The organism is Shewanella sp. SM95, assembly GCF_025653595.1.
Taxonomy (GTDB): Bacteria; Pseudomonadota; Gammaproteobacteria; order Enterobacterales; family Shewanellaceae; genus Shewanella; species Shewanella oncorhynchi.
The window spans coordinates 28864-45818 of the sequence record NZ_JAKKSE010000015.1 but is presented as its reverse complement, the minus strand read 5'-3'; the positions used below and the strand labels follow the sequence as shown (position 1 = coordinate 45818).

Sequence of the window (16955 nt, the reverse complement as noted above, 5' to 3'; positions counted from 1 at the left end):
TAGCGCGAATTGCAGACAATTCATACCGAAAAACGCTCATAGGCCACATGAAAAAGCCGATAGTCCTTATCGGATATCGGCTTTAAATCTACCACTGCCAATCGAGTTTAGCCTAGTAGTATCGGCAAGTTTGAGTCAATTCTAAAGTTTCAGATTGGTTTTTAGGAAACTGAGCATTTGTTCATAGTATTTCGCTCTATGCTCATCGTTATAAAAACCGTGGCCTTCATTGTCCATCACCAGTTTTTGGTAAGGATAATTGTGAGCTTTTAGGCCTTTTTCGAGGGATTCGAGTTGTTCAATTGGCGCTCGATCATCTTCACCACCATGCACCAATAGTATGTTTGCTTTGAGTTTATCGACGTTTTCAGAAGGAGACATTGCTTTAAGTACCGCTTTATCTTGGCCAAGCACATCCTTGAGATAGCTAGTACCAGAACGGCTGTTGGCGACATCGCCTTCATTAAACATCAATTCAAGATCATATACGCCAGCTACACCTATGGCGCATTTAAACATATCTGGCGCAAGCACAGCGCTCTGCAAGGCGCTGTACCCACCAAAACTGCCGCCAACAATACAGATGCGTTCCTTATCGGCAAAACCTTGGTTAATAACGTACTGGGTTGCGTCGATAATGTCGTGCTGAATATCTGAGCCCCATTTTTGATAGCCTGCGCGTTCAAATTGATCGCCATATCCGCCTGAACCACGGAAGTTGACCTGTAGAACGGCTATGCCTTGGCTTGCTAGATATTGGTTTTGTGGGTCAAAGCCCCACCAGTCACGGATACCGTGTGGACCACCGTGTGGATTGACGACTAAGGGTAGGTTTTTAGCTTCTTTACCAAAGGGGAGCGTTAGATATCCATGGAGTTGTTTACCATCACGGCTGGTGAAAGTGATGGGTTTAACATCAGCCATTTGCTCTGGATCGAGCCATTTTTTAGCGGCGGCTAGATATTCAAGTTTTAGTGTTTTTGTATCAAATATGTAGTAATCGCCAGGGTTTCGATCATTAAACGCAAGTACGACGAGTTTTGCTGCATCTCGGGTTTCGCTAACAATTCGTACTTGGTGACCGGGGAGAGCACCCAGCAGATCTTTTAGCAATTTAGCGTGCGAATCCTCATTATCGACAAAGGCATAACTTGGGTAACCATTTTCAAACTCGACGGCGTAAAGTTGTTTATTGGTGCCGTTAATCCAAAAGTTGCTAGGGTCAACGTTTTCATCCTGAATGATTTCAGTTTTATCGCCCGTTTCGAGATTAATTTTGTAAACCCCTAAGGTTTCACCTTGGGATCGACCGGCGGCATAAATTGTATTTTTGTCATCGGCAAAGGAGAGTGGTTTAAAGTCAGTTAGACCTAGGTTGAGTTTGTCAGTATTTATCCAGTTACCGTCTTTGCGGTAGAACACTTTAGTAATATTTTTATTGTCCTCACCTGCAACGAAGCGAACCTCTCCATCATGGTCTGTCATAAAGCGAGCTTGGCCAATAGGTGAGCCTGTGATGCGTTTGCGTGTGCCATTGAACAAGTCTACGCGATAGACATCTTGTAACAGTTCCACGTCCAGATTGATCTTATCATTCCATGGAATAGCATTAACTAACATGTAGCGTTCATCATCTGGCAGAGGATCGAGGATAAATGCGCTTGCCCGCATAGGGGTGTTTTTCTTGATATTTGAACCTGTTTGTTGCTCGCCACTCTCGAAACCGAATAGATACGCTTTTCGTGAACCATCGGCATTTACCGCCATCAATTCACCGTAGTAGATAGGTGTGTCTTGCCAGCCTTTTAGGTATTCTTTTGCCAGTACCAGTCGCTCACTGTTGGCCCATTCATAGTCGCCGACTTGAGCATTACCGGGAAAACGTATCGCATTGAGGAGTTTTTTGGTTTGGGTATCTAAGACTAAGAGAACGTTTTTACCTTCGACACTTGTGATAGCGCTTAAGTATTTACCAGTAGGCGATATTTTTACATCTGAGTACTCATTACCTTTACTGAATAACTGTGCTTGCGATAACGCATTCGCGTTGGAGCTATTGGCTGCAAAGGTGGGTATTGGAAGTATTGGTAAGCAAAGTGTCGCCAACATGGCTAATCGGAAGAGTTTCATCTGACATCCTTGTAAAATCATTGTGTTTTTTGTTCTTGAAATGTTTTTCGAGGATAAAACAAAAGATGAAGCGAAACAAGGAAGGAATATCGAACATAAAGGACGAGAGTTACCGTCCTTTATGTTGAAAAATCATTAGCTTTGTAAAAGTTGGTGCTGGATAAAACGCCACTGTTCATCGAAGTGTGTCGTCGGTTTGAGTTTGAATTCACTTCGTACAAATTGGGCGATGCGGCCTTCGGCAAAGGCTAACAGTAAATTGGCTAATATGGCTTCGTCTAAGTTGAAGCCTTTACCTTCTCGCAGGGTTTTTTCCCGTAAAATTTGCTTTAACTGGGTTTCAATTTTGGCAAATAAGTTACCAATACGGCTTCGCAGGCGTTCATTTTCACCGAGTAGAGCATCACCGTTGAGAACGCGGGAAATTCCTGGGTTACGCTCGGCAAAGATCAGCAGCAGTTGCAGTACCAACTGGCAGCGCTTCATGGTGTCTTTTTCGTCATCCATGATTAAATTGATGCGCGACAATAACGACTCTTCGATAAATTCGATTAAGCCTTCGAACATCCGCGCTTTACTCGGGAAGTGGCGATACAGGGCGGCTTCCGATACACCGACTTCTGAGGCCAGTTTCGCTGTGGTGATCCTTTGTCCTGGGTTGGTTTCTAGCATCTGCGCTAGACATTGCAGAATGTGTTCACGACGATTAATTTTTGGGCTTACAGCCATTGCAGTATCCTTGGCTCAATAACGACTTAGGGGATTATTTAGTGCCTGAATGGCCAAATCCGCCTTCACCACGGTCTGAGCTGTCGAACTCATCAACGAGTTTGAATTGTGCTTGTACCACAGGAACAAACACTAGTTGCGCGAGACGATCGCCCATTTCTAAGGTGAATGGACTGTCACCACGATTCCAACAAGATACCATTAAGGGGCCTTGGTAATCTGAATCTATGAGTCCGACTAGATTCCCCAGTACGATACCGTGTTTATGGCCCAGGCCTGAGCGCGGTAAAATCACCGCTGCAAGTCCTGGGTCGGCCACATGAATGGCAATCCCCGTGGGAATGAGCACTGTTTCACCCGGTGCTATGGTTAAAGCCGTGTCTATCATAGCGCGAAGATCCATGCCTGCACTGCCTGCGGTGGCGTAAGCGGGCAAGGGAAATTCTGAGCCGATACGGGAGTCGAGAATTTTTAATTCAATCGGTGTTTTCATGTATTTGTTTTTTCTTTCACTATCAACGAAAGTAATTGCCGTGCCAACGTGAGTTTGTCAGTAGCAGGCAAATCTTGACTGCCTTGCGGCCAGAACACTCGCAGGGCATTGGCATCGGCATTAAAGCCAATACCTGCAACGGAAACGTCGTTTGCGGCGATCATGTTCAAGTTTTTACGTTTGAGCTTATCGCGGGCGTAGGTTTCTACATCATGGGTTTCTGCGGCGAATCCCACCACAAAAGGACGGTTAGGTAAGCTCGCAACCGTGGCTAAGATATCAGGATTCCTCACCAGCGCAAGTTGCATTTCTTCTGCCGATTTTTTGATCTTACAGGTGGCGATGTCGCTAATTCGATAGTCAGCAACGGCGGCGCAACCAATAAAAATATCTTTTTTATCAACGTTATCCATCACAGCATCGAGCATATTTTTCGCCGATTCAACATCGATGCGGGTCACGCCTTCTGGGGTGCTTAGATTTACTGGGCCTGAGACTAAGGTGACTGTTGCGCCCATATCTGCCGCGGCTTTGGCTAAGGCAAAGCCCATTTTTCCAGAACTGTGATTCGAAATATATCTGACGGGATCAATCGCCTCACGGGTTGGCCCTGCGGTAATCAGCAGTGACTGTCCTGCGAGTGGCTTAAGTTCAACAACGTCATGAGTGGCAAAAAACTGCGTAGCCCGTTCGGCTATGTCTAATGGCTCTAACATACGACCGGGACCTACCTCACCACAGGCCTGACTGCCACTTGCAGGTCCCCAAAGGGTAAAGCCACGTGATGCCAGGCTGGTTAAATTCGCCTGCGTCGCCAGATTACGGTACATCTGCTGATTCATTGCCGGACACAGGGCGATAGGCGCCTCTGTGGCAAGACAAGTGGTGGTGATTAGCTCATCGGCCATTCCTGCATTAATCCGCGCCAATAGGTTTGCGGTTGCAGGGGCGATGATGACGAGATCTGCCCAACGAGCGAGTTCTATATGACCCATGGCTGCTTCTGCTGCGGGGTCGAGCAAGCTAGATGCCACTGGATGTCCAGATAAGGCTTGCAGCGTAAGTGGTGTAATAAACTCCATCGCACTTTGGCTCATCACCACGCGCACATCAAAACCACGCTCCTTCAAGCGACGTACTAAATCAGCACTTTTATAGGCCGCAATACCGCCGCCAATGCCCAGCAGGACGTTTTTATTTGTCAGACTCACAGACATCATCCGAGATAGAAATAATGCCGGCAACAATATCACAAAGCGGTGAATTTTAGTGACTATCCCAGTTCAAAAAATCTCGTCCATACTCAGTAAAGTGAAAATATGTGAGATGACAGGGAGGTCACATGGGGATTAAAGATTGGCCTGAGGGCGAAGGTCCCAGAGATAAACTGTTACAAAAAGGAGCTGCGCATCTCTCGGATGCTGAATTACTGGCAGTATTGCTGCGTAACGGTTTAGCTGGATTAAACGCGGTTGACCTTGCTAGGTCGCTTATTTGCGAGTTTGGCGGCCTCAGAAACCTGCTCTGTGCCCCAAGAAATCAGGTGTGTCGACTTCCGGGCGTAGGACCTGTAAAATACGCCCAGCTTCAAGCTGCGGCCGAATTAGCGCGGCGTGTAGCGCAGGAAAATCTGCAAAGAGGTCAGGTTTTGACAAATCCCGATTTAACTCGGGACTATTTAATGCGACAATTGGCCGATCGCTCCTATGAAGTGTTCGCAGTTTTACTGCTGGATAGCCAGCATAGAGTGATTCAATTTGTCGAATTATTCCGCGGCACAATAGACTCAGCCTCAGTATATCCACGTGAAGTGGTGAGCTTAGTGCTGGAGAAAAAGGCCGCAGCAGTTATAGTTTGTCATAATCATCCGTCTGGTATTGCCGAGCCCAGTCAGGCTGACCGACGAATAACTGAGCGATTAAAAAATGCGTTAGCAACCATAGACGTATCCTTGTTGGACCATATGGTTGTAGGTGATCGAGAGATAGTTTCTTTTGCAGAACGAGGCTGGATTAATTAATCTAACACTTGATCTTCACTCTGTGATCGTGTATAAAATGCGCCCTCTTTGTGCCTCGGGCGACGGCCATACGAGGCACATTAATGCTCGAGCGTTAAAATTGTTTTTGGAGAAGATTGACATGTCAAGAGTATGCCAAGTTACTGGCAAGAAGCCGATGGTTGGTAACAACCGTTCGCATGCAAAAAACGCGACCCGTCGTCGTTTTTTACCTAACCTACAAAACCACCGTTTTTGGTTAGAAGAAGAAAAGCGTTTCGTACAGTTACGTGTATCTACTAAAGGTATCCGTCTGATCGACAAAAAAGGTATCGAAGTTGTTGTTGCTGAACTTCGTGCCCGTGGCGAGAAGGTATAATAGATCATGGCTAAAGCTAAAGGTAATCGTGAGAAGATCAAATTAGTTTCTACAGCTAAAACTGGTCACTTCTACACAACTGAAAAAAACAAGCGTAACATGCCTGAAAAAATGGAAATCAAAAAATTTGATCCAGTTATTCGTCAGCACGTTATCTACAAAGAAGCCAAAATCAAGTAATCCTTGGTTAGTGTTTCGAGAAAAGCCCCTTATTTAAGGGGCTTTTTTTTGCGCTTTTTTTAGTGGTTAGTCATCAAGTTGAGATAATTGCCTCGCAAACTTAAGCCGCTGAATCATCCCCTGTGAAGTTAAAAAAGTGTGAACTCTTGCTGAAAATATAAAATAGTGCAGTTCTAAGCACTTTAAATCATTAAAACTGCACTTTAGTGAGAATAAATTCTTTATATGTGAATTAAAATGCAATACCATACGCGAAAGTTAGCGATTCATTCCTGGCATGTCATAGTGACGCTGCCAGCTCAAAAATGAGGTGTAAATAACGCGTGCGTACCACTGAACTGGTTGATGGATTTCGTCACTCTGCCCCCTATGTTAATGCTCACAGAGGTAAAACTTTTGTGGTCATGCTTGGCGGTGAAGCTTTGGCTCAAAATCAATTCCGCGCCATCTTAAATGATGTCGCCCTGCTGCACAGTTTAGGGATCAAAGTGGTGTTGGTATATGGCGCTAGGCCGCAGATTGATGCTGCATTAGCCGCCAACGGTATTGCGCCTGCCTACCACGACGGTGTGCGTATCACGGATGAAGATTCGCTCAAAGTGATTAAGCAAGTTGCGGGGGCACTGCAATTTGATATCACAGCGCGTTTATCCATGAGTTTAAGTAATACGCCGATGCAAGGTGCGCAAATTAACTTAGTAAGCGGCAACTTTGTGATTGCTCAACCACTGGGCGTGGATAATGGTGTGGATTTTTGCCTGAGTGGCAAAGTTCGTCGTATTGATGTGCAAGGCTTAAAACGTCAGTTAGATAATCACTGCATCGTATTGATGGGGCCTATTGCTGCTTCGGTTACTGGTGAAAGCTTTAATCTCACCGCCGAGGAAATTGCGACTCAAGTGGCAATTAAGCTCAAAGCAGACAAGATGATCGGCTTTAGCTCACAGAACGGTATTCTCGATCGAAATGGCGATGTGATTGCCGAGTTGATGCCAAATGATGCGCAAAACATCATGAACAAGCTGGCCGAGCAAGGTTCTGCTTGTGTTGGTACTATGGCGTTTCTCAAAGCCAGTATCGATGCTTGCCGCAATGGCGTACCGCGTTGTCATTTAGTTAGCTACCTCGAAGATGGCGCCTTGTTGCAGGAACTGTTTTCTCGCGAAGGGATAGGCACACAAATCGTCACTGAGAGTGCTGAGCGTTTACGCTGTGCGTCAATCGCCGATATTGGCGGTGTGTTGAACCTTATCCGTCCATTGGAGGAACAAGGCATTCTGGTGCGTCGTAGTCGTGAGCAGCTTGAGATTGAAATCGAACAATTCATGTTGATTGAACGTGATGGTTTAGTGATTGGTTGCGCTGCGCTCTATCCTTTTGAAGAGGACAATGCGGGTGAGTTTGCTTGTTTAGTGGTGCATCCCGATTATCGCGATGCCGACAGAGGGAGCTTACTGCTGAAGAACATTATCAATCAGGCTAGAAACCGTGGTTATTCACGCTTGTTTGCATTGACAACTCGGAGTATTCACTGGTTCCTCGAGCATGGTTTTGTGATTGAAGATGTTGAAGCACTGCCACAGAAGAAGAAGCAGTTGTATAACTATCAACGCCGCTCAAAAATTCTCGCGCTCGATCTTTAAGCCGTTCTAAATCAATCCAATCAATGCCAGCCTAGTACTCATATTAGCGCTGGCATTTTTATTGACATAATATGTCTTTATTGGCAGATTAAGACTTCACTGCACGGGAGATACTGCCAATGAGTCCTCAATTTTTTGAACTCGCCCCTTTAACCCAAACCTCTATCTTCAGTTTTATCGTCTTATTGCTCGGTTTAGCGGGTATCTTACTGATGTTATGGCTAAAAAATATGCCTAAGATAGCGAAGTCAGCGAGTTTAGGTATATTGCTGGTGATGATGGGCGGATTTTCTTGGGTCTTCTATCAATCGAATAGCGCCGAATTAGTGTTAACCGATACAGAGCTCACAGTGGATGTTCCCTTCTATAAAGTGCAGTTATCCCGCGTGGATTTATTGCTCGCCGAGGCACGTATAGTCGATTTGCAACAAGAGGCAGATTTAACGCCGAGCTTTAAAACCAACGGTATAGGCATGCCAGGATTTCAATTAGGCTGGTTTAATCTACAGGGGAAAGGCAGGGCATTTTTGGCGATAACAGATAAATCGCAGTTAGTGTTAGTGCCAACGACTAAAGGCTACAGTTTATTACTGACAGTACCGCAAGGGAGTGAGTTTTTAGCACAGTTACAGAAGTAATCATCATATGTCATCACTTCTGCCACTGTGTTTATCGGCGTGATAATGCTCACGCCGTTTTGCGTTTATAGGCCATATCTAAGGTAAAGACGAGCAGCGCGCTCCAGATAAAGCCGAAGGTCACGCCTTTTTCGGCATCGAAGGGCTCATTGAACAGACTCACCGCGAGGATGAACATAATACTCGGACCAATATATTGGAAAAAGCCGAGCATAGACAATGGAATACGTACCGCTGCCCCTGCAAAACACAGCAAAGGAATGGTAGTCACTATCCCTGCCGCCATTAACATCAGATTCAATTGCCAATCGTTAGTCAGCATGCTCGCTGTGGCTGTGTCTAAGGTTGCGATGAGATAAACCAGTGCAACCGGTAATAACACTGCGGTTTCGACCAATAAGCCGGCCTTAGCATCCACATTGACCTTTTTTCGCAGCAGCGCATAGAAACCAAAGGTGCCCGCGAGTGCCAGTGAGACGATGGGAATTGAGCCAAAAGAGATTAACTGGATCAATACGCCAGCGCTGGCGAGTGAAACCGCAAACCATTGCAGTTTACGCAATCTTTCGCCTAGAAATAACATACCGAGTAAGACGTTGAGTAAAGGATTGATGAAGTAACCTAGGCTGGCATCGAGCATGTGATCGTTATTTACCGCCCAGATAAATAGTAGCCAGTTTCCCGCGATCAGTATGGAAGTAATGGTGAGAACCATCAACTGTTTAGGCTGTTTAAACAGTAAGCGTAAGCGAGAAAAACCACCGATAAACTGCATAATGATCAGCATAAACACGAATGACCAAATCACTCGATGGAGCAAAATTTCGGTGGCGGAAACATGGTTGAGTAATTTGAAATATAAAGGTGCAAAACCCCACATACAGTAAGCACTGACGGCAAGTAGGATCCCTTTGCGGTATTCAAGATCTGGCATGAGACATCTTCGAAGAACAACAAGGTGGCGATTGTAGGTGTGTCTGACCGCTGACTCAAGGGCATCGCCGTGTTCTTTTCGTTACAGAATATCTCCGCAAAAGATTGAATGGACAATTAAAGTCAGTAAACATCCTGTTAATCAAGACGTTTACCTTAGTCAGTTTTGAGCCCTAAGGCAGTAATACACATCTAAATTTAACCGCCTAACCCACCATATAAGTCCCTGTTCCAAAAGCGATATGCGTGCCTTGCTCATTATGTAGTTCCATGCGGCATACTGAAACTCTATTACCCGCACGAATGACGCTGCCCGTCCCCGTAAAGGTGAGGCCGCGTCCCGGCCGCAGATAATCGACGCGCATATCAATCGTCCCTAAAGTTTGGAGGCGTTGTTGTAATTCTTCAATCGTCCAATCTTCACGGCTTGCGACCAGTCCTGCAAATGCGGTAAGTCCGCCGACCACATCTAGTACTGTAGCTGTGACACCGCCGTGGAGGATCTGTTGATGGATATTGCCAATAAGTTCTGGTTTCATATTGATGACCACTTCGACACCGTCGACATCGTAACGTTTGATATCGAGCCCGAGTAGATTATGGAAAGGGACATGTTGATCAAATACTGCTGCGACTCTTCTCAAAGCTTCGGCTTGGATTGGGCTGGTCATTTTGGGGTCCTTGTCACTGAGTGACGGTATTAGGCGTAATTGGATTTGTTATCAACACTGAGATAAACAAAGTGCGGCTTAGAGCAATTAATCTACAGTGAAGCTTACGGCTAATGCAACTCCGTCGCTAAAATGACGACACCGTTTCGGCAGTTTTTAAAGTATTTTACCCCGCGTTCGTTATTTTTGGCTTAGCCCACTAGGGTTAAAATAGCTGCAATCGTGGTGAATTGCCTCGTCTAAAGCGCTTTAAATTACCGTTGAATCCTGCATTTTGAACTAGTTTGGGTATAGAATAGGCCCCCTCACTTTTGACATAGAAGATCCATGGAAAAGCTCGTACTCGACACGCATGATGATCCGCTCTCGCAACGCCTCGCGCAGGTGTTTGGTTACCGTGACTTTAGGGACGGTCAGCGGGAGGTGATAGAACGTGTCTGCGGCGGGCAAGATTGCTTAGTGATCATGCCGACGGGCGGCGGTAAGAGTCTGTGTTATCAGTTACCTGCCTTGATGATGAATGGCATCACTATTGTCGTATCTCCATTGATTTCTTTGATGAAAGATCAAGTCGATAGCTTGTTGCAAACCGGTGTTGCGGCGGCTTATCTCAATTCTTCATTGCCGCGAGAGCAGAGCGCCGAAGTATTAAGGCAGCTGCGCCACGGTGAGTTAAAACTGCTTTATGTGTCACCTGAGCGTTTATTAACCGCTGATTTTATTGAGCGAATGCAGTCGCTCCAGCTGGCGATGTTTGCCATCGATGAGGCGCATTGTATTAGCCAGTGGGGTCATGATTTCCGCCCTGAATATGCGGCGCTCGGCCAGTTAAAGCAACTCTTCCCCTATGTGCCTATGATGGCGCTGACAGCAACGGCGGATCAGGCGACTCGGCAGAGTATTTGCGAGCGACTTGGGATTGACCCGTTCCGTTTACTCTCTAGTTTCGACAGGCCTAATATTCGCTACACAGTGGCGGAAAAGCTCAATGCTGCGAATCAGTTACGGCATTTTTTAACCCATCAAAATGGCACCAACGGCATTATTTACTGTAGTAGTCGTCGCCGTGTCGACGAGGTTGCCGATCGTTTATGTCTGCAAGGCTTTAATGCTAAGGCCTATCATGCGGGAATGACGCAGGAAGACCGTGGCGCAGTGCAAGATAGTTTCCTTAAAGATCAAATCGATATCGTTGTCGCCACTGTGGCTTTCGGTATGGGGATCAATAAATCGAATGTGCGCTTTGTGGTGCATTACGATATTCCTAAAAGTATCGAAGCCTATTATCAGGAAACGGGCCGAGCCGGCCGTGATGGGCTTGATGCCGAGGCCTTTATGTTGTTTGATCCTGCCGATATTGGCCGGGTGCGACATTTGATTGAACAGTCTGAGCCCGGGCCGCAGCAGCAAGTCGAATTCCATAAACTCAATACCATGGCGGCGTTTGCTGAGGCGCAAACCTGCCGTCGCCAAGTGTTGCTGCATTACTTTGATGAGAGCGCACTAGAGCCCTGTGGCAACTGCGATATTTGCCTCGATCCGCCTAAGCGTTATAACGGCACCGAAGATGCACAAAAGGTGTTGTCATGTATTTTCCGGTTAGGGCAGCGTTTTGGTATTAATCACTTGATTGAAGTGTTGCGCGGCTCGAAAGGCGCCCCGATTGTTGACCGAGGCCATGACAAACTCACGACTTGGGGGATTGGTAAAGACAAGAGCCATGAGTATTGGTTGAGCGTGATCCGTCAATTGATCCACTTGGGACTGGCGAGTCAGGATGTGACGCGAGGTTCATCTATAACCTTAAACCCATCGGCACGACCTGTACTCAAAGGTGAGGTGGCGTTAATGCTCGCCGAACCTCGCATTCAGTTAACGACCACAAAACGTAAGGTGAGCCAGTCTAAGGCGCCGCTGAATTACGACCGTAAGCTGTTCGCGCGACTCAAGTTACTGCGAAGAACCATAGCTGAGCAGCAGGATGTGCCGCCGTATTTAGTATTTAACGATGCGACGCTGGCGGAAATGGCGGCCATGATGCCGACCAGTGCAGGGGAAATGCTCGCCGTTAACGGGGTAGGCGAGCGTAAACTGAGTCGTTTCGGCGACGCTTTTCTCGATGAAATCGCGGCTTATTTAGCGGGAGAATAATGGTTTGGATTATTCTCACTGATTTTAACCTTGCCCAATTGATTGATACTGGCGCGCTTAATTAAAGACTCTAAGGTATCAAACTGTTGCATTGCCGCGATACCAATATTGACCTTGCTTGAACCCTGCCAAGGCTGAATGCAAGCAACCAACTGACTAACGACTCTTTTAGCACCAGTTGCCGAGGTATGCGGCAGGATAATGACAATTTCATCCATCGAATATCGGATTAACTTATCTTGCTCCCGTAGTCTGTGTTGTAGCTCATCCTGTAAGAGAGGTAGGTCAACTTGACGGATCTGACTCGCATTAAACAATAATAAAGACAGTGGGTAATTACCTTGTTTGGCACTGTTTAATGCTGATGTGACTTGTTGGAGCAGCGTTTCCGCAGGTTCATTACCTTCAATATGTGGGGCACGATTATTCTGTTTATCAATCAAATACCAAATAGCTCCGCCCAATAATGCCATTGCGATTAAGAACAGTGTGCTATAGGCCCAATCGACATTTAGCTCTTGTAGGATTGAATCTTTTTCTAGCGCAGTGCTATTTGGCTCCTGCTGCAGATCTTGTTGATTTAGACGTGCCTTAAACTGCAATATCCGAGCATTATTCATCGCTTGATTGGTGAGCTCGGCCGCTCGATAACGTTTGAGTAAGAAAGAATAGGCTTGTTTAAAATCCCCTTTTTCTAAGTAGTGATCGCTCATGATCCCGTAAAACCCTTTGAGATCTGAGTATTGTTTTAGGTTTTCAGCTTGCTCAATAGCGTGATTCATGAGGATTAAAGCGGCATCTTCTTGATGCTGAGCAAAACGAATTTGGGCGAGTAGGCGAGTTGAACGCATTGTCGCTAATTGTTGATTTTGTTTTTTAAACGTATTAATCGCGATAGAAAGATATTCTTCGGCATTATCGATGCGGCCTTTATCGAGCGCGATTGAGGCCAAAATGGCATAACTGTAGGCGAGTTCAAGTGGCGAACCGAGCTCAGGTAAAAGCGCTTTAGCTTGTTTTTCGAGTTTATCACTGTAATCAAACTCTTGATTATCAAGCGCTATCCGAGCTGCATTGCGTAAAATAAAGTGTAAAACCTTCCCTTTTGCATCGGCACTTTGTATACCTAAGTTGGTGTAATACATGGCTTGGGGGAAATCATGGGTGGCATAAAGTAAATTTCCCATCGCGGCATACACATAGGCCTGTGGTGGCCAAATCCAATTTTGGTTTTGAGTATGAATATCCGGATAAATATCAATCGCGAGGCGTAAATCTTCGATAGCAGAGGAGAAGTTATCAGTGTCAGTATCGAGTTGGCCACGTAAGCGTAAGGCATCGACTAAGGCTTGTGGTTGCTGGTAACGTCGCGCTAGGTTAATGGCTGAATCAAGCAAAGGTAGGGCATTTTGAATATTGTTATAGCTAAGGTTGGCGTCGGCTTGGCAAATCAAAAAGTAAGGTCGTACTTGATCTAGCTTAAGTTGTTTAGCGTTTGCTTCGCCTAATTGAGCAACGTTGATAGCGGCTTCATTTTCCCCTATTTGTAGTAGGTTTTGGCATTTCAATACACTTAATCTGAGTCGATTGATATCTGAGCTTGCACTGGTCGCAAATTGTTTTTCTAACGCTGTTATTTGAGTGAGTGCTTTACTGGGATATTGGTAGACGAGTTCAGTGAGTTCATCTAATTGGTCTATAGCACTGGCCCCAAAGGGAAACAGCCATAACAACAGGCTCAGTACCAAGACGCGAAAATCCATTTTGTGCTCCATATAAAATGCGTAAGTTCTAATATCCCTAATCACTAAGGCGGGATTATAACTTTTCTTAATCGTTTTTTGCATAAAAAACTATTTTTTTCTAAGGGGAATAAGTTAACACATCCCAGTGATTTCTGAATCCAAACAGCGGGTTAATTCTGTGGAATCGATCACTAATTTGGGGATGAAACTCACCGTTATTAGCCTTAAGACAGGTTGAATGAGTGGAACATGAAAAAATTAGGGTTGACACTATCGGCTAGGCAAGTTAAATATTAACCGTCCTCAATAATTCAAACAGAATAAATATACAGATTAAATGAATATTATTAGCCGCAAACTCGACCTCCTCCTTCTCTCTCTCGCGGTTTATACGCGGAGGTCTTAGTGTTGCACGCTCGATAAAGAGGCAAAGCATTCACAAACCCCGCACCGATGTTGCGGGGTTTTTTGTATCTGAATACGGCAAAAATTAACTAACGAACGGTGACGTTCCATGGAGAAGCGAGATGTCTAACAGAGTCATAATATTTGATACTACCTTGCGTGATGGTGAGCAGGCGTTAGCCGCAAGTTTGTCGGTCAAAGAAAAACTACAGATCGCTATGGCGCTGGAACGTCTGGGTGTGGATGTGATGGAAGTGGGTTTTCCGGTTTCTTCGCCCGGTGATTTTGAGTCAGTGCAGACCATAGCGCGTACCATCAAAAATAGCCGCGTTTGTGCCTTATCCCGCGCATTGGAAAAGGACATAGATGCTGCGGCGCAGGCCTTGTCTGTTGCAGATCAATTCCGTATCCATACCTTTATCTCGACCTCGACGATTCACGTTGAGAGCAAGTTGAAGCGTTCTTTCGATCAAGTGTTAGAGATGGCCGTAGGCGCGGTGAAGTATGCCCGCCGTTTTACCGACGATGTGGAATTTTCCTGTGAGGATGCGGGGCGTACGCCCATCGATAATCTATGTCGTATGGTAGAAGCCGCTATTCGTGCGGGCGCGCGCACCATTAATATTCCCGATACGGTCGGTTACACAGTGCCCAGCGAGTTTGGCAATATCATTCAAACTTTGTTTAATCGGGTACCGAATATCGACCAAGCGGTGATCTCAGTGCATTGCCACGATGACTTAGGTTTGTCTGTGGCTAACTCGATAACTGCAGTGCAACACGGTGCGCGTCAAATTGAATGTACGATCAATGGCATAGGTGAGCGTGCGGGTAACTGTTCACTGGAAGAGATCGCGATGATTTTAGCGACGCGTAAGGGGATGTTGGGATTAGAAACGGGCATTAATGCCAAAGAAATTCACCGTACTTCTAATTTAGTCAGCCAGTTATGCAATATGCCAGTGCAGGCGAACAAGGCTATTGTCGGTGCCAATGCCTTTACCCATTCGTCGGGCATTCATCAGGATGGCATGTTAAAAGCACAAAATACCTATGAAATCATGACGCCAGAAAGCATAGGTTTGAATCGCAACAACTTGAATATGACCTCGCGCTCGGGTCGCCATGTGATCAAGCATCGCATGGAGGAAATGGGCTATAGCGAGCACGATTACAATATGGATACTCTGTATGAAGAGTTTCTAAAATTGGCAGATAAAAAAGGCCAAGTATTTGATTATGATTTAGAAGCCTTAGCCTTTATGGAAGCGCAGGCCGAAGAAGACAATCACTATCAATTGCAGCAATTAGTGGTGCAGTCTGACTCAACTGAAGGCGTTGCTACGGCGACTGTGCGTATCGAAGTGGGCGGCGAAATTAAAACCGAAGCCGCAACGGGTAATGGTCCTGTCGATGCTGCCTATAACGCGATTGCTCGCGCAACTGATCGCCGAATCGATATCATCAGCTACAAGCTAGGCGCTAAGGGCGTAGGTCAAAATGCCTTAGGCCAAGTGGATATTACCGCGGTTTATCACGAGCAAAACTTTCACGGCGTAGGTTTGGCAACCGATGTGGTTGAAGCCTCGGCACGCGCTTTAGTGCATGTAATGAACTTAACGTGCCGCGCAGACAAGGTCGCCGATTACAAACAAAGCATGCAAAAAAATCGAGAGCTAGGCGGCGTCTAGTCGCTAAAAGCATCCAAAGAATAGCAAGGTCGAGCATAAAGCATTTACATTTAAAGGAGTTGGCTGGCGTATGAGTTATCAAATAGCAGTATTAGCAGGGGATGGGATCGGTCCTGAAGTGATGGCAGAGGCGCGTAAAGTGCTGCGCGAGGTTGAAGCGCGTTTCGATTTGAGTATCGAATACACTGAATTCGATGTTGGCGGTATTGCCATCGATAACCACGGTTGTCCCTTACCCGATGCCACGCTAAAGGGCTGTGAAGCGGCCGATGCGATCCTATTTGGCTCGGTAGGCGGCCCTAAGTGGGAAAAGTTACCGCCAAATGAGCAACCTGAGCGCGGCGCGCTATTGCCTCTGCGTGGTCACTTCGAACTATTCTGTAATCTGCGCCCAGCAAAATTGCATGATGGCTTAGAACATATGTCGCCGCTGCGTAGCGATATTTCCGCCCGTGGCTTTGATGTTTTATGTGTGCGCGAGTTAACCGGCGGCATTTATTTTGGTAAGCCGAAGGGCCGTCAAGGCGAAGGCGAAAATGAAGAAGCCTTCGATACCATGCGTTATAGCCGCCGCGAAATTAGCCGTATCGCCCGCATCGCCTTCGAAGCCGCCCGTGGTCGCCGTAAAAAAGTGACCTCAGTGGATAAAGCCAACGTGCTCGCCTGTTCAGTGTTATGGCGCCAAGTGGTCGAAGAAGTGGCGGTGGACTTCCCCGATGTCGAGCTTGAACACATTTATATCGATAATGCGACCATGCAGTTGCTACGTCGTCCCGATGAGTTCGATGTGATGCTATGTTCTAACCTGTTCGGCGACATTTTATCCGACGAAATCGCGATGTTAACGGGTTCTATGGGCTTGTTGTCATCGGCGAGCATGAACAGCACTGGCTTTGGTTTATTTGAACCAGCGGGTGGCAGTGCGCCGGATATCGCGGGCAAAGGCATTGCAAACCCTATCGCCCAAATTCTGTCGGCGGCATTAATGTTGCGCCACAGCCTAAAGCAAGAAGAAGCCGCCTGTGCGATTGAGCGTGCCGTAAGCAAAGCATTAAATTCTGGCTACTTAACCGGTGAGCTATTGAGCAGTGACAAGCGTAGCCAAGCTAAATCAACCGCCGAGATGGGTGACTTTATCGCCAATACTATAAAGGAAGGTGTGTAATGA

15 protein-coding genes are annotated in these 16955 nt (G+C 46.3%); 8 read left to right on the top strand and 7 right to left on the bottom strand.

Features of this window, described 5'->3' with window-relative positions:
* Window positions 1–141: 141 nt before the first annotated feature.
* From L5M29_RS15755 to coaBC, 4 genes are all read right to left on the bottom strand, one after another.
* Window positions 142–2130 carry an alpha/beta hydrolase family protein gene (locus L5M29_RS15755; RefSeq protein ID WP_263168665.1) on the bottom strand — a complete coding sequence of 663 codons (1989 nt, stop codon included), beginning with the start codon at window positions 2128–2130 and terminating at the stop codon, window positions 142–144.
* Between the two features lie 135 nt (window positions 2131–2265).
* A complete protein-coding gene (slmA, locus tag L5M29_RS15750; protein ID WP_113941097.1) occupies window positions 2266–2859 on the bottom strand; it encodes a nucleoid occlusion factor SlmA in 594 nt (197 codons plus the stop codon).
* Between the two features lie 34 nt (window positions 2860–2893).
* The gene (dut, locus tag L5M29_RS15745) at window positions 2894–3352 is read right to left on the bottom strand and encodes a dUTP diphosphatase (RefSeq protein WP_105251173.1); all 459 of its coding nucleotides are present in this window, start codon (window positions 3350–3352) and stop codon (window positions 2894–2896) included.
* Window positions 3349–4572: a bifunctional phosphopantothenoylcysteine decarboxylase/phosphopantothenate--cysteine ligase CoaBC gene (coaBC, locus tag L5M29_RS15740; RefSeq protein WP_263168774.1), complete on the bottom strand. Its 1224-nt coding sequence runs from the start codon at window positions 4570–4572 to the stop codon at window positions 3349–3351. The genes dut and coaBC overlap by 4 nt, the downstream gene beginning before the upstream one ends.
* A gap of 122 nt (window positions 4573–4694) precedes the next feature.
* Between coaBC and radC the strand changes: the two genes are divergently transcribed.
* The 5 genes from radC to L5M29_RS15715 all read left to right on the top strand — a co-directional run bounded on the left by radC (window position 4695) and on the right by L5M29_RS15715 (window position 8191).
* Window positions 4695–5372 (top strand): RadC family protein, encoded by a 678-nt coding sequence (radC, locus tag L5M29_RS15735; RefSeq protein WP_113941095.1) that lies wholly within the window; start codon window positions 4695–4697, stop codon window positions 5370–5372.
* Window positions 5373–5493: 121 nt separating this feature from the next.
* Window positions 5494–5730: a 50S ribosomal protein L28 gene (gene rpmB, locus L5M29_RS15730; protein ID WP_006079870.1), complete on the top strand. Its 237-nt coding sequence runs from the start codon at window positions 5494–5496 to the stop codon at window positions 5728–5730.
* Window positions 5731–5736: 6 nt separating this feature from the next.
* Window positions 5737–5910, top strand: a complete 174-nt coding sequence (rpmG, locus tag L5M29_RS15725) for a 50S ribosomal protein L33 (protein WP_006079871.1) — start codon at window positions 5737–5739, stop codon at window positions 5908–5910.
* A gap of 323 nt (window positions 5911–6233) precedes the next feature.
* The gene (argA, locus tag L5M29_RS15720) at window positions 6234–7553 is read left to right on the top strand and encodes an amino-acid N-acetyltransferase (protein WP_105251176.1); all 1320 of its coding nucleotides are present in this window, start codon (window positions 6234–6236) and stop codon (window positions 7551–7553) included.
* A 119-nt stretch (window positions 7554–7672) separates the two neighbouring features.
* The gene (locus tag L5M29_RS15715; protein ID WP_263168663.1) at window positions 7673–8191 is read left to right on the top strand and encodes a PH domain-containing protein; all 519 of its coding nucleotides are present in this window, start codon (window positions 7673–7675) and stop codon (window positions 8189–8191) included.
* Window positions 8192–8240: 49 nt separating this feature from the next.
* Here the strand turns inward: L5M29_RS15715 and rarD are convergent, their stop codons facing one another.
* Together rarD and L5M29_RS15705 are read right to left on the bottom strand one after the other, a co-directional pair.
* Window positions 8241–9125 (bottom strand): EamA family transporter RarD, encoded by an 885-nt coding sequence (rarD, locus tag L5M29_RS15710; protein ID WP_263168662.1) that lies wholly within the window; start codon window positions 9123–9125, stop codon window positions 8241–8243.
* Window positions 9126–9330: 205 nt separating this feature from the next.
* The gene (locus L5M29_RS15705; RefSeq protein ID WP_113941090.1) at window positions 9331–9795 is read right to left on the bottom strand and encodes a thioesterase family protein; all 465 of its coding nucleotides are present in this window, start codon (window positions 9793–9795) and stop codon (window positions 9331–9333) included.
* A gap of 327 nt (window positions 9796–10122) precedes the next feature.
* On the opposite strand from L5M29_RS15705, the gene recQ reads away from it, so the two are divergent.
* Window positions 10123–11946, top strand: a complete 1824-nt coding sequence (gene recQ, locus L5M29_RS15700; RefSeq protein ID WP_263168661.1) for a DNA helicase RecQ — start codon at window positions 10123–10125, stop codon at window positions 11944–11946.
* Here recQ and L5M29_RS15695 read toward each other — a convergent pair.
* Window positions 11928–13709 (bottom strand): diguanylate cyclase domain-containing protein, encoded by a 1782-nt coding sequence (locus tag L5M29_RS15695; protein ID WP_263168659.1) that lies wholly within the window; start codon window positions 13707–13709, stop codon window positions 11928–11930. The two genes, recQ and L5M29_RS15695, sit on opposite strands and share 19 nt — an antisense overlap.
* 509 nt (window positions 13710–14218) lie before the next feature.
* Between L5M29_RS15695 and leuA the strand changes: the two genes are divergently transcribed.
* Window positions 14219–15787, top strand: a complete 1569-nt coding sequence (gene leuA / locus L5M29_RS15690; RefSeq protein WP_113941087.1) for a 2-isopropylmalate synthase — start codon at window positions 14219–14221, stop codon at window positions 15785–15787.
* A 70-nt stretch (window positions 15788–15857) separates the two neighbouring features.
* The gene (gene leuB / locus L5M29_RS15685; RefSeq protein ID WP_263168657.1) at window positions 15858–16952 is read left to right on the top strand and encodes a 3-isopropylmalate dehydrogenase; all 1095 of its coding nucleotides are present in this window, start codon (window positions 15858–15860) and stop codon (window positions 16950–16952) included.
* The last annotated feature ends 3 nt before the right edge of the window (window positions 16953–16955 follow it).

Bases quoted from the DNA above. Each gene is read 5' to 3' on its own strand.
- slmA (WP_113941097.1), bottom strand. From the start codon at position 2,859: ATGGCTGTAAGCCCAAAAATTAATCGTCGTGAACACATTCTGCAATGT.
- rarD (WP_263168662.1), bottom strand. From the start codon at position 9,125: ATGCCAGATCTTGAATACCGCAAAGGGATCCTACTTGCCGTCAGTGCT.
- leuB (WP_263168657.1), top strand. From the start codon at position 15,858: ATGAGTTATCAAATAGCAGTATTAGCAGGGGATGGGATCGGTCCTGAA.
- L5M29_RS15695 (WP_263168659.1), bottom strand. From the start codon at position 13,709: ATGGATTTTCGCGTCTTGGTACTGAGCCTGTTGTTATGGCTGTTTCCC.
- recQ (WP_263168661.1), top strand. From the start codon at position 10,123: ATGGAAAAGCTCGTACTCGACACGCATGATGATCCGCTCTCGCAACGC.
- L5M29_RS15715 (WP_263168663.1), top strand. From the start codon at position 7,673: ATGAGTCCTCAATTTTTTGAACTCGCCCCTTTAACCCAAACCTCTATC.
- radC (WP_113941095.1), top strand. From the start codon at position 4,695: ATGGGGATTAAAGATTGGCCTGAGGGCGAAGGTCCCAGAGATAAACTG.
- rpmG (WP_006079871.1), top strand. From the start codon at position 5,737: ATGGCTAAAGCTAAAGGTAATCGTGAGAAGATCAAATTAGTTTCTACA.
- coaBC (WP_263168774.1), bottom strand. From the start codon at position 4,572: ATGATGTCTGTGAGTCTGACAAATAAAAACGTCCTGCTGGGCATTGGC.
- L5M29_RS15755 (WP_263168665.1), bottom strand. From the start codon at position 2,130: ATGAAACTCTTCCGATTAGCCATGTTGGCGACACTTTGCTTACCAATA.
- dut (WP_105251173.1), bottom strand. From the start codon at position 3,352: ATGAAAACACCGATTGAATTAAAAATTCTCGACTCCCGTATCGGCTCA.
- rpmB (WP_006079870.1), top strand. From the start codon at position 5,494: ATGTCAAGAGTATGCCAAGTTACTGGCAAGAAGCCGATGGTTGGTAAC.
- L5M29_RS15705 (WP_113941090.1), bottom strand. From the start codon at position 9,795: ATGACCAGCCCAATCCAAGCCGAAGCTTTGAGAAGAGTCGCAGCAGTA.
- leuA (WP_113941087.1), top strand. From the start codon at position 14,219: ATGTCTAACAGAGTCATAATATTTGATACTACCTTGCGTGATGGTGAG.